The sequence below is a fragment of the Crossiella cryophila genome (assembly GCF_014204915.1).
Classification (GTDB): domain Bacteria; phylum Actinomycetota; class Actinomycetes; order Mycobacteriales; family Pseudonocardiaceae; genus Crossiella; species Crossiella cryophila.
In genome coordinates this window covers 3,027,622-3,049,491 of record NZ_JACHMH010000001.1, presented here as the reverse complement: position 1 = coordinate 3,049,491, position 21,870 = coordinate 3,027,622, and the positions used below count along the sequence as shown (strand labels likewise).

Sequence of the window (21,870 nt, the reverse complement as noted above, 5' to 3'; positions counted from 1 at the left end):
GAACCGGTGCGGTTCTCGCATGAGATTTCGCAGGTGCTCGCCGCGCCGCTGATCATGGGCGCCACGGACATGGCCACGCAGCCGATGATCCGGCCGGAGACGCCAGCGCGCCCGGCCGTGACGGCGCCGCCCGCCGAGTCGAAGCCGGAGCCCCAGCCCGAGCCGGACCCCGCGCCGCGACCGCGTCCGGTGTCCGTGCGCACGGTGCTGCTGGGCGGCCTCGGCGCCGCGTTGATCACCCTCGGCGGCATCGGCGCGGGCGGCGTGCTGGTGCGCGACCCACTGCTGGCCGACACCGGTTTCAGCTGGCTGCGCTACGGCCACGGCAAGGACCTGGCCACGCTGACCCTCTACGCCGGCCTGGCGCTGCTGGTGCTGGCCTGGGTGCGGCTGGGCCGCGATGTCTGGGCCGGCCGGAGTTCCGCCAGAGGGGTGCTGCTGGCCATCGGCGTGTGGACGCTGCCGCTGCTGGTCGCGCCGCCGTTGTTCAGCCGGGACATCTACAGCTACCTGGCCCAGGGCGCGCTGGCCTGGCAGGGCTACGACCCGTACGTGGCCGGGCCGATCCAGCTGGCCACCGGGCCGCTGCTGGAGAACGTGAGCTGGCTGTGGCAGAACACCCCGGCGCCCTACGGCCCGCTGTTCATCCTCATCGCCAAGGGCGTGGTCGCGCTCACCGGCAACAGCATGATCCTCGGCGTGGTGCTGATGCGGCTGGCGCTCACCGGCGGCCTGGTGCTGCTGTGCTGGGCACTGCCCAAGCTGGCCGTGCGGCTGGGCGGCAAGGCGCCGCTGGCGCTGTGGCTGGCCGCGGCCAACCCGCTGATCCTGGTGCACCTGGTCGGCGGCGCGCACAACGACCTGCTGATGGTCGGCCTGCTCGCCGCGGGCGTGGTCTTCGCCCTGGACCGCCGGTTCGTGCTGGGCATCGGCCTGGTCACGCTGGCGGTGGCGGTCAAGGCCAGCGCGGTGTTCGCACTGCCGTTCCTGGTGTGGATGTGGGCGGCCAGGATGGACGGCTCGCTGCGGGTGCGGCTGGGCAAGGCGGTGGCCGCCGGACTGGCCGTGTTCACCGCGACCTTCGCGCTGAGCACCCTGTTCGCCGGGGTCGGCCTCGGCTGGCTCAGCTCGCTGAGCAACTCCTCCGCGGTGATCAACTGGCTGTCGCTGCCCACCGCGGCCGGTCAGCTGGTGCACGGCCTGGTCAGCGTGTTCTTCACCGTCGACGGCGGCTGGTTCCTCGGCGTGGCCCGCACCACCGGCTGGATCCTGCTCTTCGCCTTCGGCCTGCGGCAGTGGTGGCTGGCCAGGGCGGGCGGGGTGAGCGCGGTGCACCGGGCCACGCTGGTGCTGCTGGCCGCCGCGCTGCTCTCGCCGACCACGTTCCCCTGGTACTTCAGCTGGGGGCTGGCGCTGGCCGCCGGGTTCGTCTGGTCGGGGCGGGCGGTGGTGGCCGCGGTGGCCGCCTCGGTGTGGCTGCTGCTGGTCACCTATCCGACCGGGGACTCCGCGCTCTACGACTGGGGATACCTGGCTGGCGCGTTCGGCGTGTCGGCGCTGGCCGCGCTCTCCATGGTGCGGCCGGACCCGCTGCGGCTGCGCTCGCGGGCATGAGAAAAGGACTGTGGCGGGTGGCCGCCACAGTCCGACCGACTGGAAGAAATTCTCAGAAAGCCATGGCCTGTGCTCGGCGCTTCACCTCGCGGGAGCGGTCCGAACGCAACGCGCCGATCGGGGTGCCCGGCAACGAGTCGTCCTCGGTGAACAGCCAGCGCAGGATGTCCTCCACGGTGTAACCACCGTCCTTGAGCACGGTGATCGTGCCCGTCAGGTGCTTCACCACACCGTGGTCGTCGAGGAACTCCGCGGGCACCACGAGCACCCGGTCGCGGCGCAAGGCCAGCAGCTGCCCGTCACGCAGCATCTGGTGCACCCGGGTGATCGGCAGGCCGAGGTTCTCCGCGACCGTGGGCAGCGGCAGGACCTCCACCTCGCGCTTCAGCACGTCATCGGCGGCAGGGATCGTACTCACAGCTCATCAGCCTGCCATATTCCGAGTGGGTGTGCGCTGAACCACGGATCGAGGTCGCTCCGTACGATCGGGTTGTGCAGACGCGGGGTTCAGTACTGACCGGCACGGTGTTGGAGCGCCGATACCGGGTCGAGGGATTGATCGCGCACGGTGGCATGTCCACCGTGTACCGCGGGCTCGACACCAGACTGGACCGTCCGGTGGCCATCAAGGTCATGGACCAGCGGCTCTCCGGCGACCGGAGCTTCCTGGAACGGCTGGAACGCGAGGCCCGCAGCGCCGCCCGGTTGCATCACCCGTGCGTGGTCGGCGTGTACGACCAGGGCGTGGATCCCACGCCAGAGGGCGAACTGGCCTTCCTGGTGATGGAGCTGGTCCAGGGCGGCACGCTGCGCGATCTGCTGCGCAAGGAGGGCTCGCTGCCGGTGCCGCTGGCGCTCAGCGTCATCGAGCCGGTGCTCTCCGCGCTGGCCGCGGCGCACCGCTCCGGGCTGGTGCACCGCGACATCAAGCCGGAGAACGTGCTCATCGGCAAGGGCGGCGCGGTCAAGGTCGCCGACTTCGGCCTGGTGCGGGCGATCGCCGGGGCGGGCACCACCAGCGACAGCATGATCCTGGGCACGGTCGCCTACCTCTCCCCCGAGCAGGTGGCCACCGGCGCGGCCGATGCCCGCAGCGATGTCTACGCGGCCGGGATCGTGCTCTACGAGATGCTCACCGGCGCCCAGCCCTACACCGGCGACACCGCGATCTCGGTGGCCTACCGGCACGTCAACAGCGATGTCCCCGCGCCGGGACTGGCCAAGCCGGGCCTGCCGCCCGCGCTGGACGAGCTGGTGCTGCGCGCCACCCGCCGCGACCCGGCCCAGCGCCCACTGGACGCGGCCGCCTTCCTGCTGGCCGTGCAGCAGCTGCGGGAGCAGCTCGGCCTGGCCACCGTGCCGGTCCCGGTGCCGGTGGAGGAGGTCGACGAGGCCGTCACCCAGCAGATGAAGCCGGTGGTGGACGATCCGGAGGCGACCGTGCGCGCCGTGCCGAGGGCCGCCGCGCCCGCGCCCGCGCCGATCGGCCCGCAGGGCACCAGGGCGATGTCCCGGGCCGAACTCCCCCAGTTCGCCCCGGCTCCCACCGCCGGTCCGCCCACCTCGCCGCGGCCCGCGCCGAACCTGGCCGAGCAGCGGGCCAGGGAGCGGGCGCGCAGCCGCCGCAGCTTCACGCTGTGGATCTCGGTGGTCGCGGTGCTGGCGGTGGCCATCGGCGTGGTGGCCTGGTGGCTCGGTTCGGGCCGCTGGACCCAGGTGCCCGATGTGGCCGGGCAGACCCAGGAATCCGCGATCAGCTCGCTCAAGGCGGCCGATCTGGTGCCGGTGGTCAAGGTCGAGCACCACAACGACGTGGTGGCCGGCACCGTGATCCGCACCGATCCGGCAGGCAAGACCGATGTGCTGCGCGATGAGAACGTCTCGGTGGTGGTCTCCCGCGGCCGTCCGGTCGTGCCTGATATCAAGCCGGGCATCAGCCAGACCGAGGCCGAGGTGCTCATCAGGGACGCCCAGCTCGCCCCGCGCCGCGATCCAGGGCTGGACGGCTTCAGCTCCGAGGTGCCCGAGGGCAAGGTGCTCAAGGTCGACCCGGCCCCCGGCAGCGCGGTGCAGATGGGCGCGGCGGTGTCCATCGCGCTGTCCAAGGGCGCGGCGCCGGTGAACGTGCCCAACCTGGTCGGCATGACCAGGGACGCCGCCTTCGCCGAACTGCGCAGGGTGGGCCTGGAGCCGTTCGAGAAGAGCCAGGACTTCTCCGCCGATGTCGAGGCCGGCCGGGTGATCAGCGCCGATCCCGCGGTGGGCGCCAGGGTGGCCAAGGGCAGCCGGGTCGGCGTGGTCATCTCCAACGCGATCACCGTGCCGGGGCTGATCGGCAAGACCGTCGGCGAGGTCCGGCAGTGGGCGGGGGAACGCGGACTGGGCTTCGAGGTGCAGCACGCCTTCGGCGGCGGCGAGGACGCCAGGGTGTTCGGCCAGCTGCCACCGCCGGGGTCCAGGGTCCGCCCGGGATCCAAGATCACCGTCAACGCGTTCCCGTAGGGGGGTCTCGCATGATCGGCAGGACCGGCCGGGTCACCGGCCGTATCGGCCCTGGGCTGATCGGCGAGGTGATGCTGGAGATCCGCGGTGGATCCGAGGCCTACTACGCCAAACCGGCTGATCGGGGCGCCACCATCGAGGTGGACACCCGGGTGCTGGTGGTCGATTTCGAGCCGCCGCGGATGCTCTACGTGGAGCCGTGGGAACTGCCCTCGTTCTGAGGGAACCTTTTGCCCCCCACCGGTGTCGTAGCGGGTATGACGATGAATCAGACGGTTCTGGTCGCGATTATCGGGGGCATCGTCGGACTGCTCCTGCTCTTCCTGCTGCTGCGACTGCTGTGGCGGGTGGCGGAGCCGAACGAGGCCATGATCATTTCCGGCTTCGGCGCGAAGGGGAACACCGCCGACACCGCGGACAGCCTCGGCTTCAAGATCGTGACCGGCAAGGGCACCCTGGTGCTGCCCGGATTCCAGGTGGCCCGCAGGCTGTCGCTGGACACGCACGCGGCCAACCTGCAGATCCACTGCGTGACCAAGCAGGGCCTGCCGGTGACCGTGCGCGCGGTGGTGATCTACAAGGTGGGCGACGACTTCGTCTCCATCGCCAATGCCGCCCGCCGGTTCCTCGACCAGCAGAACACCATGAACCTGACCATCCACGAGCTGTTCTCCGGTCACCTGCGCTCGATCGTCGGTGGGCTGACCATCGAGGAGATGATCCACAACCGGGACGCGCTCACCGGTGAGGTGCGGCAGTCCTCGGCGATCGAGATGAGCAAGCTCGGCCTGGTGGTGGACTCGCTGCAGATCCAGGAGATCGAGGACGAGTCCGGCTACATCCTCAACCTGGGCAAGCCCTACGCCGCGGCGGTGGCCGCCTCGGCCCGGATCGCCGAGGCCCAGCGGGACCAGGAGGCCGCCGAGGCCGAGCAGATCGCCGCCGCGCTCAAGGCGGCCGCGCTGCGTGACAGCAAGATCAAGCAGGCCTCCTACCAGGCCGAGATCGACCAGGCCGCGGCCAAGGCGCAGCAGTCCGGCCCGCTGGCCCAGGCCAGTGCGCGGCAGGAGGTCGTGGTGCAGGAGACCAGGGCCGCCCAGCTGGAGGCGGACCTGGCCGAGCAGCGGCTGCAGTCCCAGGTGCGCAAGCCCGCCGACGCCAAGGCGTATGAGACCCGCACGCACGCCGACGCCGAGCGGGACGCGCAGATCGCCCGCGCGCAGGCCGAGGCCAAGGAGACCGAGCTGCGTGCCACCGCGGACGCGACCAGGGTGAAGACCGCCGCGATCGCCGACGCCGAGGCCACCAAGGCCCGCGGTGAGGCCAGTGCGGCCGCCACCCGCGCCACCGGTGAGGCCGAGGCCGCCTCGGCCAAGGCCCGTGGTCTGGCCGAGGCGGAGGCCGCCAGGGCCAAGGGTCTTGCCGAGGCCGAGTCGATCAAGGCACGGGCGAACGCGCTGGCGGAGAACCAGGAGGCCGTCATCGCGCAGCAGCTGGCGGAGAAGTGGCCGGAGATCGTGTCCGCGGGCGCCAGCGCACTGGGCAACGTGGACCACATGGTGGTGCTCAACGGCGCCGACGGCCTCTCCGACCTGCTGGCCAAGGCGATGACCCTTGGCGGCACCGGACTGGGTCTGGCACGCACCCTGATGCAGTCCATGGGGACCACCCCGGCAGCAGGAAACACCCCGGACGGCAACACTGTGAAAAATGAGGGTGGCCTGGATCTGAGCAGCTTCCAGGGGCCGGCGAAGTCCTAGTCGCGAGTTTGTGCGGTTTGCCGCCGCGCGCCGCACAACCCGTTCGCTACCCTCAACAGATGCCGGTGGGAGGACCGGCACTGGGGAGGGGGATTCTGTGATGGAACCGTACGACGAGGACAACTCGGGACGTCAGGGTGTCGAGCAGCGGTTCGGCGAACCGGGCTGGGGCGGCACGCTCCGACCGGTCGAGCCGGAGGACACCACCAGGCTGCACGGCCTGTTCACCGACGTCGCGCATTAGCCAGTGACTGACCGCCGGGCCTGGACGAACGCCTCGATCCCGTTGAGCAGATGGGACAGGCCGAACTCCAGGTCCGGCAGTATGTCGTCGGGTTCCGGGTAGTCCTCGGGCACGTCGAAGGCGCCGCCGGCCATGATCCCGGCCAGTTCCGGGTAGCGGTCCGGGCGCACGTAGCGGCCCAGCGCGGCCGCGTAGGCATTCGCCACCGGCCCGTCGGCCCCGTCGGAGAGCGGCCGCTGGTCGATGGAGACCTTGGCCAGGCCCTGCACCGCGGCGAAGACGAAGGTCACCACGGAGACCCGCTCGTAGCCCTCGAAGCCCAGTCCGGCCAGCGCCTTGAGCCCGGCCTCCAGCCAGGACAGCTGGTTCGGCCCCACCGGCGGCCGGTCCACCTGGACCTTGAGCAGCCACGGGTGCCGGTGGCAGACCTGCCAGAACGCCCGGGTCCAGCCTTCCAGGGCGGCCCGCCAGTCCGGCGCCCCGGCCAGTCCGGCCGGTGGCTGCCCGATGGCGTGGTCCACCATCAGGTCGACCAGTTGCTCCTTGGCCGGGACGTAGCGGTACAGCGACATCGTGGTGTAGCCCAGTCCGGCCGCCACCCGCTGCATGGACAGCGCGCCCAGCCCCTCGGCGTCGGCCAGCGCCACCGCGGCCTCGACGATCCTGTCCACCGACATCTTCGGCCGTGGGCCACGGCTGGGCTGGGCCCGCTCACCCCAGAGCAACTCCAGGCTGCGGCCCATCGCCTCGTGCTCGGCTGACATCGCCCCCCGATCTTGTGCGGCTCCACTCGCTTGACCCTCATCCTAGAACTGTGTATCAAGTACACACCTAGTGTGCGTGATACACAGTTTGGGGGCCAGATGGAAACGGACGCCGTGATCAGCGTGTCCGGCCTGCGCAAGTCCTTCGGTTCGGTGGAGGTGCTGCGCGGGGTGGACCTGACCGTGCGGCGTGGGCGGATGCTCGCGCTGCTGGGGCAGAACGGGGCGGGCAAGACCACGGTGGTGCGCATCCTGAGCACCCTGCTGGCAGCCGACGGGGGAACGGCCCTGGTCAACGGGGCCGATGTGGGCAGGCGGCCGGACCGGGTGCGCCGGATGATCGGCCTGACCGGGCAGCAGACCGCACTGGACGGGCTGCTCACCGGCCGGGAGAACCTGGTCATGCTGGGCCGCCTGCACCGGCTGGACCGGCGCGCGGCCAAGGCGAGGGCGGCCGAGCTGCTGGCCGAGTTCGACCTGGTCGAGGCGGCGGACCGGGCGGTCAGCGGCTACTCCGGCGGGATGAAGCGGCGGCTGGACCTGGCCGCCAGCCTGATCACCACGCCGCCGGTGCTGTTCCTGGACGAGCCCACCACCGGCCTGGACCCGCGCAGCCGTACCACGCTGTGGGCGGCCATCGAACGGCTGCTGGCCGGGGGCACCACGATCCTGCTGACCACCCAGTACCTGGAGGAGGCGGACCGGCTGGCCGACCAGGTGGTGGTGCTCGACCACGGGCGGGTGATCGCCGAGGGCACCCCGGCCGAGCTGAAGGCCAAGGTCGGCGCGGAACGCCTGGAACTGACCTTCGGCACCGCCGCGGAGCTGGACCGCGCCCTGCTCGCGCTACCCGGTGAACCACTGCGGCACGAGGGCGAGCAGGCCCGGCTCAGCCTCGCCGTGGACGGCGCCCGGCACCTGCGCCTGCTCCTCGGACACCTGGAGGCCGCGGGCCTGGAACCCACCGGCCTGGCCCTGACCAGGCCGACCCTCGACGACGTGTTCCTGTCCCTCACCGGCGCCCACCCGGAGTCCGAGCGCATCGGAGGCGCCGCGTGAAACCACTGTCCTACCTGGTCGACGCCCAGGTGATGATCGGCCGCAATCTCCGGCACATCGTGCGCAACCCGGAGCAGCTGGCGGTGATGCTGCTGATCCCGACCGCCATGCTGGTGATCTTCCGGTACATGTTCGGCGGCGCGGTGGCCACCCAGGGCACCAGCTACGTCAACTACCTGATCGCGGGCATCCTGGTGATCAGCGTGGGCACCAACTCGATGCCCACCGCGGTCGGCGTGCGCCAGGACATGGCCGACGGGATCGTGGACCGCTTCCGCGCGATGCCGATGCTCAGTTCGGCGGTGATCATCGGGCACGTGGCAGCCACCGTGGTGCGCACCACGGTGTCCACGGTGACCATGATCCTGATCGGCCTGCTGCTCGGGTTCCGGCCGCAGGCGAGCCCGCTGGACTGGCTGGCGATCTTCGGGCTGCTGTGGCTGCTGGCCGCGGCGATGGCCTGGATCGCGGCCCTGTTCGGCCTGCTCGCGCGCACCGTGGAGGGGGCGAGCGGACTGAGCCTGATCCTGCTGTTCGTGCCGTACGCCAGCAGTGCCTTCGTGCCGGCGCACACCCTGCCGGACTGGCTGCGCGCCTTTGTCGAGCACCAGCCGCTGACGCTGGTGATGGACACCGTGCGCCCACTGCTGCTGGGCGTGCCGACCACCGGGCAGGGCTGGCTGGCCGTGCTGTGGTGGAGCGCGATCCTGCTGGTCGTGGCCCCGCTGACCGGCCGGTTGTTCCGCAGGCGGACGGCAGCCTGAACGGCTTGTATCCCGATTGGACCACCGCTGTACCTGCCGGCGCGAAGCTCTTCCGGTGCCGCGGTGGCTGACGCAGGGCCCCGAGTCGCCGCGGCGGCGCCGGCGGCGGCCACCACTGGGGGTTGGCCGCCACCGGCGTCCGGTCGGCGCAACCCGGCCGGGCGGCCGGGCGGGCAGGATCAACCGCATGCGAGAACCATTGCTGGTGGCCTCGGACCTGGACGGCACCCTGCTCGGCCCACTGGCCCACCTCAGCGAAGGCACCAGGTCGGCGGTTGCCGCGGTCACCGCGGCCGGGGTCCCGTTCGTGCTCGCCACCGCCCGCCCGCCGCGCTGGACCCACCCGATCAGCGACCGGCTCGGCCTGGACGGCTACGCGGTCACCGCCAACGGCGCCCTCATCCACCACCTGGGCGAACGCCGCGCCGTGCGGAGCTGGCCGCTGGACCCGGTGCTGCTCGCCGACGCCGCCTCCGCGCTGACCAAGGCCATCCCCGGCTGCTCCTTCGCGGTGGAACTCAGCCCCGAGCACGCCCCCGAGTTCCCCGACGGCGTCTTCCTCACCGAACTGGAGCACCCGATCGGCTGGCCGGAACCACTGCTGCCCGGCGGCAGCCTTGCGCACGCGCCCAGGGCCGAGGTGCTGGGCCGTCCCGCGGTCAAACTGCTGGTCCAGCGGGCCGGCGTGCCCAGCGCGGAGCTGTGCCTGGCCGCCGAGGCGGTGCTGGCCGGCGCGGTCGACATCACCTACTCCGGTGCGGGCGCCATGATCGAACTCTCCGCCCCCGGCATCTCCAAGGCCACCGGCCTGCGCTGGGTCGCCGAGCGCCTTGGCGTCAACCAGGCCGACGTGCTGGCCTTCGGCGACATGCCCAACGACCTGGACATGATCAAGTGGGCCGGGCACGGGGTGGCCATGGCCAACGCCCACCCCGACCTGCGTGCGCTGGCCGACGAGGTCAGCACCGCCACCAACGCCGAGGACGGCATGGCCCAGGTCCTGGCCCGCTGGTTCCGCTGACCCCGGACACGCCGATGGCGGCCACCCGCCGGGTGACCGCCATCGGGGAGACGAGCCGTCAGTTGCGGAGCATCTCCGCGACCAGGAAGGCCAGTTCCAGGGACTGCTGGGTGTTCAGCCGCGGGTCGCAGGCGGTCTCGTAACGACCGGCCAGGTCGTCGTCGGAGATCTCCTGGGCCCCACCGAGGCATTCGGTGACGTCCTCACCGGTCAGCTCGATGTGGATGCCACCGGGGTGGGTGCCGAGCTTGCGGTGCACCTCGAAGAAGCCCTGCACCTCGTCCACGATCCGGTCGAAGTGCCGGGTCTTGTAGCCGGTGCTGGCCTCGATGGTGTTGCCGTGCATCGGGTCGCACTGCCAGATGACCTGGTGGCCGGAGGCGGTGACCTTCTCCACGATGGGCGGCAGCACCTCGCGGACCTTGCCGTTGCCCATCCGCGAGATCAGCGTCAGGCGGCCGGGCACGTTGTGCGGGTCGAGCCGCTGCACGTACTCCACGGCCATCTCCGGCGTGGTGCTCGGGCCGATCTTGAGGCCGATCGGGTTGGACAGCAGCTCGGCGAAGGCGATGTGCGCGCCGTCGAGCTGGCGGGTGCGCTCGCCGATCCACAGGAAGTGCGCGGACAGGTCGTACAGCTTGGGGGTGTCCCCGCTGACGTCCATCCGCAGCATCGCGCGCTCGTAGTCCAGCACGAGCGCCTCGTGGCTGGCGTACAGCTCGACGGTCTCCAGGTTGTGGTCGTTGACGCCACAGGCCTGCATGAAGCGCAGCCCGCGGTCGATCTCGGCGGCCACCGCCTCGTAACGCTCACCGGCGGGCGAGGAGCGCACGAAGTCCTTGTTCCAGTCGTGCACCCGGTGCAGGTCGGCCATGCCCGCGCTGGTCAGCGCGCGGACCAGGTTCATCGCCGCGCCCGCGTTGGCGTAGGCGCGGACCAGCCGGGACGGGTCGTGCGCGCGCGCCTCCGGGGTGGCGATCAGCGAGTTGACCATGTCGCCCCGGTAGGTGGGCAGGCCCAGCGCGTCCGTGCCGGAGGAGCGGGGCTTGGCATACTGCCCAGCGATCCGGCCCACCTTGACCACCGGCATGGAAGCGCCGTAGGTCAGCACGATCGCCATCTGGAGCAGCGTCCGGATGTTGCCCCGGATGTGCGGCTCGGTGTTGTCGGCGAAGGTCTCCGCGCAGTCGCCGCCCTGGAGCAGGAACGCCTCACCGCGGGCCACCTGGGCCAGACGGTCGCGAAGGCGCTCGATCTCCGGCGGCACCGTGATCGGGGGAACACTCTCGAGCACGGCGCGGACGTTGCGGACCTGCTCGGGGTCGGGCCAGTCCGGCTGCTGGGCAGCGGGACGGGCGAGGGCGTCGTCGAGGCGGGTGCGCAATTCGGGCGGTAGGGGCGGCAACGCTGGCAGCGTGTCGACCGGCACGTCCACGGTCCAGTTCACGGCCCAAAGAGTACGCGGTGCTACCTGGCTCCTGACCGGTGGTACAGGACTCCCGATATCTGGAACGGAAACGTGAGAGCAGCCTCACGGAATCAATCCAGTTAGGTCAGGCTAACCTTAAGATAGAGGGAGTCATCCATAGCTGAGGGAGAGTTCATGCAGCGCCCGCTTCGGGTCGCGGTCGTCGGTGCGGGTCCGGCTGGCATCTACGCGGCCGACATCCTGGCCAAGTCCGACACCCCGGTGTCCATCGACCTGCTCGACAAGCTGCCCGCCCCCTACGGCCTCATCCGCTACGGCGTGGCCCCCGACCACCCGCGGATCAAGCAGATCGTGCACGCCCTGCAGCGCGTGCTGGAACGCCCGGAGATCCGCTTCCTCGGCAACGTCGGCTACGGCACCGACCTCACCCTGGACGACCTGCGCCGGCACTACGACGTGGCGATCTTCGCCACCGGCGCCGAGAAGGACCGCGGCCTGAACATCCCCGGCGTGGACCTGGACGGCAGCTACGGCGCCGCCGACTTCGTCAGCTGGTACGACGGCCACCCCGACGTGCCGCGCGAGTGGCCGCTGGTCGCCAACAGCGTGGCCGTGCTGGGCGTGGGCAACGTGGCCCTGGACGTGGCCCGCATCCTGGCCAAGTCCGCCGACGAGCTGCTCACCACCGAGATCCCGGACAACGTCTACCAGGGCCTCAAGGCCAGCCCGGTCACCGACGTGCACGTCTTCGGCCGCCGCGGCCCGGCCCAGGCCAAGTTCACCCCGCTCGAACTGCGCGAACTCGACCACTCCCCGAGCGTCGAGGTCATCGTGCACCCCGAGGACATCGAGTTCGACCAGGGCAGCATGGCCGCGATCGAGAAGAGCAACCAGGTCCGCCAGGTGGTCAAGACCCTGCAGGACTGGGCCATCCGCGACCCTGGGACCCGCCCGCGCCGCCTGCACCTGCACTTCCTGCACCGCCCGGTGGCCATCCTGGGCGACGGCGTGGTCACCGGCCTGCGCACCGAGCGGATGGAACTGGACGGCACCGGCGATGTCACCGGCACCGGCGCCTTCCAGGACTGGCCGGTCCAGGCCGTCTACCGGGCGGTCGGCTACCTGAGCACGCACCTGGCCGAGCTGCCCTTCGACCACGCCGCGGGCGTCGTGCCGAACGAGGCAGGCCGGATCCTGGACGGGGCGGAGCAGTTCGACCGCGCCTACGTGACCGGCTGGATCAAGCGTGGCCCGGTCGGCCTGATCGGCCACACCAAGGGCGACGCGCTGGAGACGGTCAACAGCATCCTGGCCGACCTGCCCAACCTGGCCTCGGCCCCCGAACCCGCCCGGGAGCGGGTGATCGACCTGCTCACCGAGCGCGGGGTGGACTTCACCACGCTCGAAGGCTGGAACCGGCTGGACACGCACGAACTCAAGCTGGGCCTGGCCGCGGGCCGGGAGCGGATCAAGGTCGTCTCGCGCGAGGAGATGGTCGCGATCTCCGCCGGGCTGCGCACCGCGCCCGTGCACTGAGGGAACTGAGCGAATGCGGCGCTCTCGCCATTGAGAGCGCCGCTGTCGTACTCAGCCGAAGAAGACCTCGGCCTCGGCGTACCGGTCCTCCGGCACGGTCTTCAGCTCGGCGGTCGCCTCGGAGAGCTTGACCCGCACGATGTCGGTGCCCTTGAGCGCCACCATCACGCCGAAGTCGCCGTCGTTGACCGCGTCCACCGCGTGCAGCCCGAACCGCGTGGCCAGCACCCGGTCGTAGGCGGTCGGCGTGCCACCGCGCTGGGTGTGCCCCAGCACCACGGCCCGCGATTCCTTGCCGGTGCGCGCCGCGATCTCCTCGGCCAGCCAGGTGCCGATGCCACCCAGCCGGACGTGCCCGAACGCGTCCTTCTCACCGGTGAGCAGGACCTCGGCCCCGTTCTCCGGCACCGCGCCCTCGGCCACCACGATGATCGGCGCGTACTCGCGCTCGAACCGCCGCTGCACCCACTCGACGACCTTGTCCACGCTGAACGGCTTCTCCGGCACCAGGATCACGTTGGCGCCGCCGGCCAGCCCGGAGTGCAGCGCGATCCAGCCAGCGTGCCTGCCCATCACCTCGACGACCAGCGCCCGGTGGTGGGACTCCGCGGTGGTCCGCAACCGGTCGATCGACTCGGTCGCGATGTGCACCGCGGTGTCGAAACCGAAGGTGTAGTCCGTCGCGCCCAGGTCGTTGTCGATGGTCTTGGGCACGCCGACCACGCCGATGCCGTCGTCGGTCAGCCGCTTGGCCACGCCGAGTGTGTCCTCGCCGCCGATCGCGATCAGCGCGTCGACCTGCTGCTCGGCCAGCGTCTTGCGGATCGCCTCGACTCCGCCGTCCACCTTGTAGGGGTTGGTCCGGGAGCTGCCGAGGATCGTCCCGCCGCGAGTCAGGATGTCCTCGACCTGGTCCAGCCCGAGCGGCTTGGTGTTGCCCTCGATCGGACCCTTCCACCCGTTGCGGAAGCCGATGAAGTCGTGGCCGTAGACCTCGACCCCCTTGCGGACAACCGCCCGGATCACCGCGTTCAGCCCCGGGCAGTCGCCGCCACCCGTGAGCACACCAATGCGCATCTAGTGCCTCCTCGTCACGCCGATCATGTGACCGGCGTCTCGCGTCACCGCCGAGTGTGCCGGTAGCTGGATCGGTGCAGCAAGCGGGGTGGCTAGAACCGGCAACATCTGCGGAACTTCCGCGAAACCGGCGGAACTAAGCCCGTGCGCTCAGCGGACGGTGAAGCCCTTCCGCAGCCGGGTCTGCTCCATGATCTGCCAGCGCTGATGGTTGTGCCGGGCGTCGGCCAGCGCGTCGTGCGCGTCCGCGGGCGGTCCGGGCAGCCTTGGCTTGCCCAGGTCCTCCCAGCGCTGCCGCAGGTCCCTGGTGAACCGGGGCAGTTCCTGCGGCAACGCCGGCATGGCGCCCCAGAGCTGGGCCAGCGCCACGTGGTCGTAGGCGGCGAACCAGGCCCACAGCTCGGGCTGGTTGTCCGACTCGGTCACGAAGTCCAGCAGCTCGCGGCGGATCTGACCGCGGCTGCGCCAGTGCGGATCCGATGGCGGGGGCAGCTGGTTGAGCACGTTCTGCCGCACCCACGGCCCGGCCTTGTCAGGGTCGAACTCGGTGGACACGGCGTAGTACTCGCGGCCGTCCTCGCTCACCACCCCGATGGAGACGAGGTCGATGGTGACACCGTCCTCGATGAACTCACAGTCGTAGAAGAACCGCACCGACCAAGGTTAGTCGCCGCCGCGGTGCTCCCGCGCTCAGGCCGCCTTGCGGGCGGGCTTGGCCGCGGCCGGGGCGGGCTGCGGATCCTTGAGCTTGGCCGCGTAGACGTCCACGTACTCCTGGCCGGAGGTCTCCATCAGGGCGTACATGATCTCGTCGGTGATGGACCGCTCGATGAACCGGTCCCCGCCGAGGCCCTCGTACCGGGAGAAGTCCAGCGGTGGCAGCACCACGATCCGGATCTTGTGCGGCCGCCACATCCGGGAGCCGATCGGGTTCGCCCGGTCCGTGCCGATCATGATCACCGGCACCACCGGCACCCCGGCCTCGAGAGCCATCCGGGCCACGCCCGTCTTGCCCTTGTACAGCCTGCCGTCGGGCGAGCGGGTGCCCTCGGGGTAGATCCCGAGCAGCTTGCCCTCCTTGAGCAGCCGGACGCCGGTGTCCAGCGCGGCCTGCGCGGCCATCGCACTGGACCGGTCGATGGGCACCTGGCCGAGCCCGCCGAAGAAGGCGCGCTTGAACCGGCCCTTGATGCCCTTGCCGGTGAAGTACTCCCGCTTGGCCAGGAAGGTCACCCGCCGCGGCACCATCAACGGCAGGAAGAACGAGTCGGCCACTGCCAGGTGGTTGCTGGCCAGGATGGCCCCACCGGACTCCGGGATGTGCTCAAGGCCCTGGATGGACGGACGGAAGAACAGACGCAAGATCGGCCCGAGCAGGACCCACTTCATCACCCACCACAACACCGCGGAAAGCGCCTCCCTCAAAGCCCAGACCAGGCCGGTGTACTCCAGACTACGGAGCGAGTTCGACTGCGCACAACGGCAACGCACCCGTTGACGTGCAGTGGTGACCAGACACACCCATCTTGTTCTGCCGGTAGGGCTATCAGGACGCCTGCCGGAGCCGCCCCGGTCGTGGGACGATGGCGGATGATGAGCAACCGCGCGGAGGAGACCAACGGCCCGGAGGACGTCGACGCCGCCTTCGAGGCGATCGTCGCGGGTCTGCGCCGTGAGGGCAGCGCTCCGGAATGGCCGGAGAGCCCGGAGGCCGCGGCCAAGGCCGCCGAGTCCCCGGAGGCCACCGAGGCAGAACGCACGCCGCGCCCCGACCGCGCGGCCACCGTCGAGAAGGACGCCCCGCCGTCCCGGCCGGCGGCCCCGCCCGAAGAGGACGAGGGCCACTACGAACCCCCCGAACCGCCACCCCTGCCCCCGCTGCGCCGCACCACGGTCGCCTCACTGGCCCTGATCGTGCTCGGCGTGCTGCTGTTCTTCGTGCACGGGCTGCTCGGGATGCTGTGGAGCACCGCGTTCCCGCTGGGACTGCTGCTGATCAGCGGCGGCATCGGCTGGCTGGTGGTCAACATGCGCAAGGGCCCGCCGCCGGACTCCGGCTGGGACGACGGCGCGCAGGTCTAGTCCCCGCTCACCGGGAACGGCGTCCAGCCGCGCTGCACGCTGGCCGCGATGACCGCTTTCGGCCACCCCGTCAGGTAGGGCACCCACCAGCATCACCGCGTACAGCGCGACCGCCACTCCCAGCTCGAACCGGTGCCCCAGCAGCGTGGTCACCGTGAGCAGCAACAGGAACGCCTGCATCCTGCCGTTGGCCGCCCGGTTCTCGAAGCGCAGGTCGTTGAACGGCCGCATGGGGCTGCTCCGAGGCGAGCTGGGCCAAGAACCTCAGCCGGGCGCGAGTGCTCGACACCGCGCTGGAGTTCGTCGACCGGCACGGCCTGGCCGCGCTGTCCATGCGCAAACTCGGCGCCGAACTGGATGTGGAGGCGATGACCCTCTACTACTACGTGCCCAGCAAGGCCGCCCTGCTGGACGCGCTGGTGGACCGGGTCTCCGAACTCTCCCGGCCAACGGCCGCCGCGGCCGCGGACCCGCCTGCCGACCGGCTGCGCGCCTTCGCGCACGCCCTGCGCGCCACCCTGATCCGGCACCCCGGCGTGTTGCCCCTGGTCGCCACCCGGCCGCTGCACTCCGCCGACTCGCTGCCGTTCATGGAGTCCAGCCTGGCCGGCCTGCGCGCCACCGGGCTGACCGCGGGGCAGGCGATGGACCTGCTCAACGTGATCGGCACCTTCGTCATCGGCCACACCCTGGCCGAGGTCGGCCGCCCGCCAGGACACGAGGACACCGCCGAGACCGACCTGCCCGAACTGGACCCGGCCGAGTACCCGAACCTGGCCGAGGTGGTCGCCACCGGCACGGGCCTGGACCAGGCGGACCGGTTCGCGCGGGCGGTGGAGGTGCTGCTCGCCGGGTTTGGCGGGAGCCAGCTCACAGCAGCACCCGTAACACGGTGAACTACGCCACGAACTGGGCTTATCCGTTTGTGTACCGATTCAGCCGGGCCGTATTCTGAGACTCGTCAGAACCGATACAGAAACGGAAGGCAGGTCCGGACTCCATGGATCAGCTCCAGGCCATGTGGCTCGCCAAGGCGCTCGCCGAGACGAGCTGGGCGCGTGAGCAGAAGCAGCACCGTCGCAAGACCACCGGTGGCCTCCGCCGCCGCCTGTTCCGCCGTAGCGGCCGCTGACCCAGCGGCGCCTGACCGGCAGCGTCGCCGGTTCAGCCAGGCGTCTCACTTTCCGGACCCGAGCCTTCGCGCCGGGTCCGTTGTCTTTTCGAAGGGGCTGGTCAGACCCTGGCGACCAGGTCCGCGGCCAGGGCGGCCGCGCCGACGATGCCCGCGTCGTCGCCGAGCTGGGCCGGGCGGATGCGGGCCAGTGGCCGGTGGCCCGCCCCGGTGACCTGTTTGGCGTAGTGCTCGCGGGCCTCGTCCAGGAACAGCGGCGCGGATTCGGACACCCCGCCGCCGATCACCACGACCTCCGGGTCGTAGACGTCGGCGACCAGGGCCAGGCCCTCGCCGAGCCAGCGGGCCAGTTCGGCGAAGGCGCGCAGCGCGAGCGGGTCGCCCTCGCGGGCCGCGCCGGCCACGGCCCGGCCGGTGACGGTGCGGCCGTCCCTGACCGGCTCACGGGCCAGCACGGTGGACAGGCCGGGTTCGGTGGCCAGCAGTTCGACCGTGGTGGCGGCCAGCGCGGTGCCCGAGCAGTAGCGCTCCCAGCAACCTCGCTTGCCGCACGGGCACGGACGCCCGCCGGGCACCACCCGCAGGTGGCCGAGTTCGGGGGCCACCCCGTAGGCGCCGCGGAAGACCTCGCCGTCGATGAGCAGCGCGCCGCCGATGCCGGTGCCCAGCGCGACCATCACCGACACCCGCGCGCCGCGGGCGGCGCCGAAGCGGTACTCGGCCATGGCCGCGGCGTTGGCGTCGTGTTCGAGCACCACGGGCAGCCGCAGTTTGCGGGACATCCGGTCCGCGACCGGGGACTGCCGCCAGGCCAGGTGCGGGGCGAAGCGCACGCCGCGCCGGTCCTCGGTGACGAAGCCGGCCACGGCCAGGCCGACCGCGGACACCTCGTGCCGGTGGGTCAGCTGGGTGACCACCGAGCTGATCGCGTTCTCCAGCGCGTCCTGCCCGGCCGGGGTGGCGGTGCGGGCGGTGTCCAGCACGGATCCGTGGTTGTCGACGACTCCCGCGCGCACCGTGGTCCCGCCGACATCGATGCCGACAGTCAGCACTCCCGCTCCACGGTGATCCGCTGCACCCGGGGCGCACCCGGCGGCGGTGCGGGCTGATCGGCCGGGGGCGGCTCGGCCGCGGGGTCGTGCGGGGCGGCCGGGGGCGCCGGGACGCGTTCCTCCATGGCCGAGCGCAGGGTGCCGAGCAGGCCGGCCAGGTGGTCGGCGGCGCGCACGGCCAGTTCCGGCCGTTCGCCGCGCAGCACCGCGACGGCCGCGCACAGCGGGCACCAGCCGCAGCTCGCCGGGTTGTGCCCGTCCACCGGCGCGTCGGCGGCGATCTTGCGCAGCCAGGGCACGGCGCGGTCGGCCACCGCGTCCAGCAGCAGCCTGGCCTCCTCGGCCAGCCTGGTCTGTCCGTCGCCGGGGTTGTTCTGCTCGTTCATCGCCTCACCGCATCCAGAGCCGGGGGTCGGGCTGGAACCGCACGGTGAGTCCCTCGGACCCGGCCGCCGCCCCGGTCACCTCGCATCGCCGCAGCACCGCGGGCAGCGCGACCAGTTTGCGCCTGCCGTCCACGGTGACCACCAGATCATCGTCCACCCTGGCCAGGTCCACAGTGGACTCGGCGAGCAGCGGCAACGCCAGGTGCAGCTCGTACCTGGCCTCCAGGCCGCGGCCGGTGCCGCTGACCGAGACCAGTGGCGGCCGGGCGGCGCCGGCCAGGGGATCGCCCTGGCCGTACAGCTCGGCGGCCAGTTCCAGCAGCGCGGGCACGCCGACCGGTTCCTCGGCGCGATGCTCGACGGTGCGCACCGGCACCTCGGTGGCCTCGTGCAGTTCGGCCAGCACGGTGTCCTGTTCGCCGCGCCGGGTGCGCAGCCACTGCGCGGCGGGTCCGCGACCGGCCACGCCGAAGTCGGGCAGCACCCGGTTGGCCACGAGTCCGTCCACCCGGATGCCCTGCAGCGCGAGCGCGGTCAGCGTGCGCCGGGTCTCGGCGGTGACCACCCGTTCCGGCGTCAGCACCAGCCGGACGCTGGTGTGCTCGGGGCTGACCAGCAGGTCGCGCAGGGCCTCGAGGCGGATCGCGAGTCGGCCGAGGGCCTCGGCGGCGGCGTCCCACTTCTCCACGGTGGCACTGCCGGCGACCCCGGCCAGCAGCCCGCGGACCACCCGGCGATGCGTGGGGAAGAGCCTTTCCAGGTAGCTCGCGAATGCCTCGGGCAGGGCGAGCAGGCGCAGCGTCTCGGCGGTGGGTCCGCAGTCCACGACCACGGTCTCCCACGGGCCGAGGCGGGCGGCGCGTTCGACCTCGGCGAGGGCGAGCAGCTCCTCGACGCCGGGCAGCACGGTCAGCTCCTCGGCGTCCAGCTCGTCGACCCCGGCCCCGGCCAGCACGGTGTGCAGGTGCCCGCGCAGCTCCTGCCAGGCCCCGTCGACCAGCCCTCTGGCGTCGATCTGCGCCGCGTACAGCCCGCTCGCGCCCTCGACCTCGGCCGGGGCGGAGGTCAGTGGCGCGCCGAGCGCGTCGGCCAGGGAGTGCGCGGGGTCGGTGGAGACGACCAGCGCCTTGTGGCCGTCCGCCGCGAGACGGGCGGCCGTCGCGGCGGCGAGGGTTGTCTTGCCCACCCCGCCCTTACCGGTGAACAGCAGGACACGCACGAGGAACGATTCTCCGTGACGCGGGTTCAGCCGGTGCTCTCGACCCGGCGCTTGAGGTTCTTCAGCGCGATGTCCATGATCATCTTCTCCGCCTTGCGCTTGAACAGCCCGATCATCGGGATGGCCAGCTCGACGGTGAGCGAGTAGGTGACCTTGGTGCCGGAACCCTCGGCGGCCAGCTGGTAGCGGCCGTTCTGGGCCTTCTGCATGGTGCCCTTGACCAGGTTCCAGCCCAGCGAGCGGTCGTCCTCGCTGTACTCGTAGGCGAGCACGTACTCGTCCTTGAACGCGCCGGCGTCCACCTTGAACCTGACCTGGCTCGGGCGGTCCGCGTCGTCGGTCTCCAGCACCTCGACGGCCTTGAACTGGTCGGCCCAGTCGGGGTAGCTGACGAAGTCGGAGATCACCGCCATGATCTCCTCGGGCGAGGCGTCGATGACGATGGACTGGGTGGACTGGTCGGCCATGTCGGGGAGGTTACCGCGTTCGGGGGTCACCACCGCAGCACGTAGGGCAGCTCCCGGCGCTGGAAATGACCCACGTTGACGCATTCGGTCCGCCCGATCCGGCTCCGCCGGGCCAGCGGCTGGTGCACGTGCCCGAACACCGACCAGCGCGGCTGATCCCGGTCAATGACCTCCAGGATGGCCCTGGAACCGAACTCGGCCCGCCGCGCGACGACGTCGTAGGTCAGTTCGGCGCGTGCCGGAGGAATATGCGTGCAGAGCACGTCGACCGCGGTGAGATCGAGCACAGCCTCGGCGTACTCCTGCTCCGAACGCAGGTAGGGCAGCCAAGGCGCCTGCTTGGGCAGGGTGGTGCCGGGGGCCAGCAGCGCGCCGCCGACGAAGCCGAACCGCAGCCCGCCGATCTCGGCCACATCGCCGTCGAGGACCTGGAGATCGGGCCCGGCGAACTCCTTCCACAGGTAGGGCAGGTCGACGTTGCCCGGGGTGGCGTAGGTGGGCGCGCTCATCGCGCCGAACAGCGCCGCGTACTGCTCCCGCGCCGCCTCCTCGATCACCGCGCCGGCATCGGCCAGCCCGGCCCACAGCGAGCGCACGAACGCCCCGGCCTCACCCCGCCGCCCGCCCTTGCGCAGCTCGGCGAACTGGCGCACCTTCTCCGCGCCGAAGATCGCGCCGAAGATCCCGCGCTCGTGCTGGTGGTAGTCGACGAAGTCCAGCAGGTCGCCGAGCACGACCAGCGCGTCCGCCCCCTCCCCCGCCCTGGCCAGCGCGTCGGCGTTGCCATGGACGTCGGAGACCACATGAACTCGCACACAACGACTTTAGGTCACCGCGTGCGGGCGGCTTCCGCCTTCGCGTTGCGCTCGAACTTCGACCACGGCGTCCCCGCGCCCGCCCCGCAGTACCCGCAGTCCTGCCCGGAGAACAGCCCGCGCGCCTGCCCGTCCGCCATGAGCTGCCAGCGGAACCAGGCCGTCACCGGCCCACGCAGCTCGAAGCTGGCCAGGTGCCCGGCCCCACGCAGTTCCCCGAAGACCGCTGGCACCTGTCCGGCCCGCGCGTACTGGCTCCACACCACCGGCGAGCCGACCACGAGATCGTTCTGCCCCGCGGTGAAGAACGCGGGCCCACGCAGGTTGCCGGGGTTGTTGAACGGCCCGCCGAACAGCGGCGCCACCGTGTCCACCCGCGCGTCCGCGCCAGCGCCGATCGCGGCCCCGCCACCGAGGGAGTGCCCGGTGGCGCCGACCCGGTCCAGGTCGACCTTGCCCGCGTAGACGCTGCCGGGCCTGGCGTTCTCGGCGGTGAGGTGGTCGAGTCCGGCGAGCAGCGGCCGGCCGGAGCCGGACTGGCCCTCGCCGGCGGCCACGATGAAGCCGTGTGAGGCGAAGTGGGTGAGCAGCGGGGTGTAGTCCGCGACCGTGCCCAGCGCGCCGTTGGCCCACAGCAGGACGGGGTGCCTGGCACAGCCGAGGGAGCCGAGGGTGGTGGGGCGGAAGAGGGTGTGGCCGTTGCCGGTCGAGGCGCTGGTGACGGCGAAGGGGCCGGGGGCGGTCCAGTTGGCGTTGACCGACGGGCAGGCGGACGGCGCGGCGGCGGCGGGCGTGATCACCGTGGTGGCCAGCAGGGCCGCGGCGACAGTGGCGAACCGCTGGAGAGTTCTCATGCCCATTTGGTACTGGATTCCGCGGTCAGGATCGATGGCGGCCAGGCAAAGGGGACCTACGGTGCGGTCGGCGTTGACCGGGCGGCTGCCCGG

24 protein-coding genes are annotated in these 21,870 nt (G+C 71.5%); 12 read left to right on the top strand and 12 right to left on the bottom strand.

All coding sequences use genetic code 11. The features are described 5' to 3' along the window. The first annotated feature begins 6 nt into the window (after nt 1–6). Nucleotides 7–1,614: a polyprenol phosphomannose-dependent alpha 1,6 mannosyltransferase MptB gene (gene mptB, locus HNR67_RS14260; protein ID WP_312987232.1), complete on the top strand. Its 1,608-nt coding sequence runs from the start codon at nt 7–9 to the stop codon at nt 1,612–1,614. A 52-nt stretch (nt 1,615–1,666) separates the two neighbouring features. On the opposite strand, the gene HNR67_RS14255 is transcribed toward mptB, so the two are convergent. Beyond that, nucleotides 1,667–2,032, bottom strand: a complete 366-nt coding sequence (locus tag HNR67_RS14255) for an Rv2175c family DNA-binding protein (RefSeq protein ID WP_312987231.1) — start codon at nt 2,030–2,032, stop codon at nt 1,667–1,669. A gap of 74 nt (nt 2,033–2,106) precedes the next feature. Between HNR67_RS14255 and pknB the strand changes: the two genes are divergently transcribed. From pknB to HNR67_RS14235, 4 genes are all read left to right on the top strand, one after another. Beyond that, nucleotides 2,107–4,116: a Stk1 family PASTA domain-containing Ser/Thr kinase gene (gene pknB, locus HNR67_RS14250; RefSeq protein WP_312987229.1), complete on the top strand. Its 2,010-nt coding sequence runs from the start codon at nt 2,107–2,109 to the stop codon at nt 4,114–4,116. 11 nt (nt 4,117–4,127) lie between these two features. Further along, on the top strand, nt 4,128–4,337 hold the full coding sequence (locus tag HNR67_RS14245; RefSeq protein WP_185002498.1) for a hypothetical protein: 210 nt from the start codon (nt 4,128–4,130) through the stop codon (nt 4,335–4,337). A 42-nt stretch (nt 4,338–4,379) separates the two neighbouring features. Further along, a complete protein-coding gene (locus HNR67_RS14240; protein ID WP_246492507.1) occupies nt 4,380–5,876 on the top strand; it encodes a flotillin family protein in 1,497 nt (498 codons plus the stop codon). Between the two features lie 100 nt (nt 5,877–5,976). Then, nucleotides 5,977–6,120 carry a hypothetical protein gene (locus HNR67_RS14235; protein ID WP_185002496.1) on the top strand — a complete coding sequence of 48 codons (144 nt, stop codon included), beginning with the start codon at nt 5,977–5,979 and terminating at the stop codon, nt 6,118–6,120. Here the strand turns inward: HNR67_RS14235 and HNR67_RS14230 are convergent. After that, nucleotides 6,117–6,884, bottom strand: a complete 768-nt coding sequence (locus HNR67_RS14230; protein WP_185002495.1) for a TetR/AcrR family transcriptional regulator — start codon at nt 6,882–6,884, stop codon at nt 6,117–6,119. The genes HNR67_RS14235 and HNR67_RS14230 overlap by 4 nt on opposite strands. Nucleotides 6,885–6,983: 99 nt before the next feature. Between HNR67_RS14230 and HNR67_RS14225 the strand changes: the two genes are divergently transcribed. The 3 genes from HNR67_RS14225 to HNR67_RS14215 all read left to right on the top strand — a co-directional run bounded on the left by HNR67_RS14225 (nt 6,984) and on the right by HNR67_RS14215 (nt 9,728). Beyond that, nucleotides 6,984–7,943, top strand: a complete 960-nt coding sequence (locus HNR67_RS14225) for an ATP-binding cassette domain-containing protein (RefSeq protein ID WP_185002494.1) — start codon at nt 6,984–6,986, stop codon at nt 7,941–7,943. Further along, entirely contained in the window at nt 7,940–8,707 is a 768-nt protein-coding gene (locus HNR67_RS14220; protein ID WP_312987223.1) for an ABC transporter permease, read from the top strand. The genes HNR67_RS14225 and HNR67_RS14220 overlap by 4 nt, the downstream gene beginning before the upstream one ends. Before the next feature lie 187 nt (nt 8,708–8,894). Continuing rightward, nucleotides 8,895–9,728: an HAD family hydrolase gene (locus tag HNR67_RS14215; RefSeq protein WP_185002493.1), complete on the top strand. Its 834-nt coding sequence runs from the start codon at nt 8,895–8,897 to the stop codon at nt 9,726–9,728. A 58-nt stretch (nt 9,729–9,786) separates the two neighbouring features. On the opposite strand, the gene HNR67_RS14210 is transcribed toward HNR67_RS14215, so the two are convergent. Further along, the gene (locus HNR67_RS14210; protein WP_185002492.1) at nt 9,787–11,175 is read right to left on the bottom strand and encodes a class II 3-deoxy-7-phosphoheptulonate synthase; all 1,389 of its coding nucleotides are present in this window, start codon (nt 11,173–11,175) and stop codon (nt 9,787–9,789) included. 156 nt (nt 11,176–11,331) lie between these two features. On the opposite strand from HNR67_RS14210, the gene HNR67_RS14205 reads away from it, so the two are divergent. Continuing rightward, a complete protein-coding gene (locus HNR67_RS14205) occupies nt 11,332–12,693 on the top strand; it encodes an FAD-dependent oxidoreductase (protein ID WP_185002491.1) in 1,362 nt (453 codons plus the stop codon). A 51-nt stretch (nt 12,694–12,744) separates the two neighbouring features. Here the strand turns inward: HNR67_RS14205 and HNR67_RS14200 are convergent, their stop codons facing one another. The 3 genes from HNR67_RS14200 to HNR67_RS14190 form a co-directional block, all read right to left on the bottom strand. Further along, nucleotides 12,745–13,770 (bottom strand): 6-phosphofructokinase, encoded by a 1,026-nt coding sequence (locus tag HNR67_RS14200; protein ID WP_185002490.1) that lies wholly within the window; start codon nt 13,768–13,770, stop codon nt 12,745–12,747. A 150-nt stretch (nt 13,771–13,920) separates the two neighbouring features. Then, nucleotides 13,921–14,424, bottom strand: coding sequence for a polyadenylate-specific 3'-exoribonuclease AS (locus HNR67_RS14195; protein WP_185002489.1), 504 nt, complete (start codon nt 14,422–14,424; stop codon nt 13,921–13,923). A 36-nt stretch (nt 14,425–14,460) separates the two neighbouring features. Continuing rightward, nucleotides 14,461–15,174: a lysophospholipid acyltransferase family protein gene (locus HNR67_RS14190; RefSeq protein WP_185010622.1), complete on the bottom strand. Its 714-nt coding sequence runs from the start codon at nt 15,172–15,174 to the stop codon at nt 14,461–14,463. Between the two features lie 189 nt (nt 15,175–15,363). Between HNR67_RS14190 and HNR67_RS14185 the strand changes: the two genes are divergently transcribed. The 3 genes from HNR67_RS14185 (at nt 15,364) to HNR67_RS45640 (ending at nt 16,984) form a co-directional block, all read left to right on the top strand. After that, on the top strand, nt 15,364–15,852 hold the full coding sequence (locus HNR67_RS14185; protein ID WP_246492506.1) for a hypothetical protein: 489 nt from the start codon (nt 15,364–15,366) through the stop codon (nt 15,850–15,852). Between the two features lie 278 nt (nt 15,853–16,130). Beyond that, nucleotides 16,131–16,748 carry a TetR/AcrR family transcriptional regulator gene (locus HNR67_RS14180; protein WP_221489890.1) on the top strand — a complete coding sequence of 206 codons (618 nt, stop codon included), beginning with the start codon at nt 16,131–16,133 and terminating at the stop codon, nt 16,746–16,748. Nucleotides 16,749–16,852: 104 nt separating this feature from the next. Then, the gene (locus HNR67_RS45640; RefSeq protein ID WP_281403234.1) at nt 16,853–16,984 is read left to right on the top strand and encodes a hypothetical protein; all 132 of its coding nucleotides are present in this window, start codon (nt 16,853–16,855) and stop codon (nt 16,982–16,984) included. Nucleotides 16,985–17,085: 101 nt separating this feature from the next. Here HNR67_RS45640 and HNR67_RS14175 read toward each other — a convergent pair whose 3' ends face one another. From HNR67_RS14175 to HNR67_RS14150, 6 genes are read right to left on the bottom strand one after another with little or no spacing between them, the layout of a single operon-like run. Beyond that, nucleotides 17,086–18,036, bottom strand: a complete 951-nt coding sequence (locus tag HNR67_RS14175) for an ROK family glucokinase (protein ID WP_185002487.1) — start codon at nt 18,034–18,036, stop codon at nt 17,086–17,088. Further along, entirely contained in the window at nt 18,030–18,422 is a 393-nt protein-coding gene (locus tag HNR67_RS14170) for a hypothetical protein (protein ID WP_185002486.1), read from the bottom strand. Before HNR67_RS14170 ends, HNR67_RS14175 begins: the two co-directional genes overlap by 7 nt. A 4-nt stretch (nt 18,423–18,426) precedes the next feature. Beyond that, entirely contained in the window at nt 18,427–19,641 is a 1,215-nt protein-coding gene (locus HNR67_RS14165; protein WP_185002485.1) for an ArsA family ATPase, read from the bottom strand. Between the two features lie 26 nt (nt 19,642–19,667). Continuing rightward, the gene (locus HNR67_RS14160) at nt 19,668–20,108 is read right to left on the bottom strand and encodes an SRPBCC family protein (protein WP_185002484.1); all 441 of its coding nucleotides are present in this window, start codon (nt 20,106–20,108) and stop codon (nt 19,668–19,670) included. A gap of 26 nt (nt 20,109–20,134) precedes the next feature. After that, complete coding sequence (locus tag HNR67_RS14155; protein ID WP_185002483.1) at nt 20,135–20,923, bottom strand: metallophosphoesterase family protein; 789 nt, start codon at nt 20,921–20,923, stop codon at nt 20,135–20,137. Between the two features lie 14 nt (nt 20,924–20,937). Beyond that, nucleotides 20,938–21,777 (bottom strand): poly(ethylene terephthalate) hydrolase family protein, encoded by an 840-nt coding sequence (locus HNR67_RS14150; protein ID WP_185002482.1) that lies wholly within the window; start codon nt 21,775–21,777, stop codon nt 20,938–20,940. Nucleotides 21,778–21,870: the final 93 nt, after the last annotated feature.

What these genes read in the sequence shown, in the direction of transcription:
- HNR67_RS14245 (WP_185002498.1), top strand. Translation starts at nt 4,128, where the DNA reads ATGATCGGCAGGACCGGCCGGGTCACCGGCCGTATCGGCCCTGGGCTG.
- HNR67_RS14240 (WP_246492507.1), top strand. Translation starts at nt 4,380, where the DNA reads ATGAATCAGACGGTTCTGGTCGCGATTATCGGGGGCATCGTCGGACTG.
- HNR67_RS14235 (WP_185002496.1), top strand. Translation starts at nt 5,977, where the DNA reads ATGGAACCGTACGACGAGGACAACTCGGGACGTCAGGGTGTCGAGCAG.
- HNR67_RS14230 (WP_185002495.1), bottom strand. Translation starts at nt 6,884, where the DNA reads ATGTCAGCCGAGCACGAGGCGATGGGCCGCAGCCTGGAGTTGCTCTGG.
- HNR67_RS14225 (WP_185002494.1), top strand. Translation starts at nt 6,984, where the DNA reads ATGGAAACGGACGCCGTGATCAGCGTGTCCGGCCTGCGCAAGTCCTTC.
- HNR67_RS14215 (WP_185002493.1), top strand. Translation starts at nt 8,895, where the DNA reads ATGCGAGAACCATTGCTGGTGGCCTCGGACCTGGACGGCACCCTGCTC.
- HNR67_RS14205 (WP_185002491.1), top strand. Translation starts at nt 11,332, where the DNA reads ATGCAGCGCCCGCTTCGGGTCGCGGTCGTCGGTGCGGGTCCGGCTGGC.
- HNR67_RS14200 (WP_185002490.1), bottom strand. Translation starts at nt 13,770, where the DNA reads ATGCGCATTGGTGTGCTCACGGGTGGCGGCGACTGCCCGGGGCTGAAC.
- HNR67_RS14185 (WP_246492506.1), top strand. Translation starts at nt 15,364, where the DNA reads ATGAGCAACCGCGCGGAGGAGACCAACGGCCCGGAGGACGTCGACGCC.
- HNR67_RS45640 (WP_281403234.1), top strand. Translation starts at nt 16,853, where the DNA reads ATGGATCAGCTCCAGGCCATGTGGCTCGCCAAGGCGCTCGCCGAGACG.
- HNR67_RS14170 (WP_185002486.1), bottom strand. Translation starts at nt 18,422, where the DNA reads ATGAACGAGCAGAACAACCCCGGCGACGGACAGACCAGGCTGGCCGAG.
- HNR67_RS14160 (WP_185002484.1), bottom strand. Translation starts at nt 20,108, where the DNA reads ATGGCCGACCAGTCCACCCAGTCCATCGTCATCGACGCCTCGCCCGAG.
- HNR67_RS14150 (WP_185002482.1), bottom strand. Translation starts at nt 21,777, where the DNA reads ATGAGAACTCTCCAGCGGTTCGCCACTGTCGCCGCGGCCCTGCTGGCC.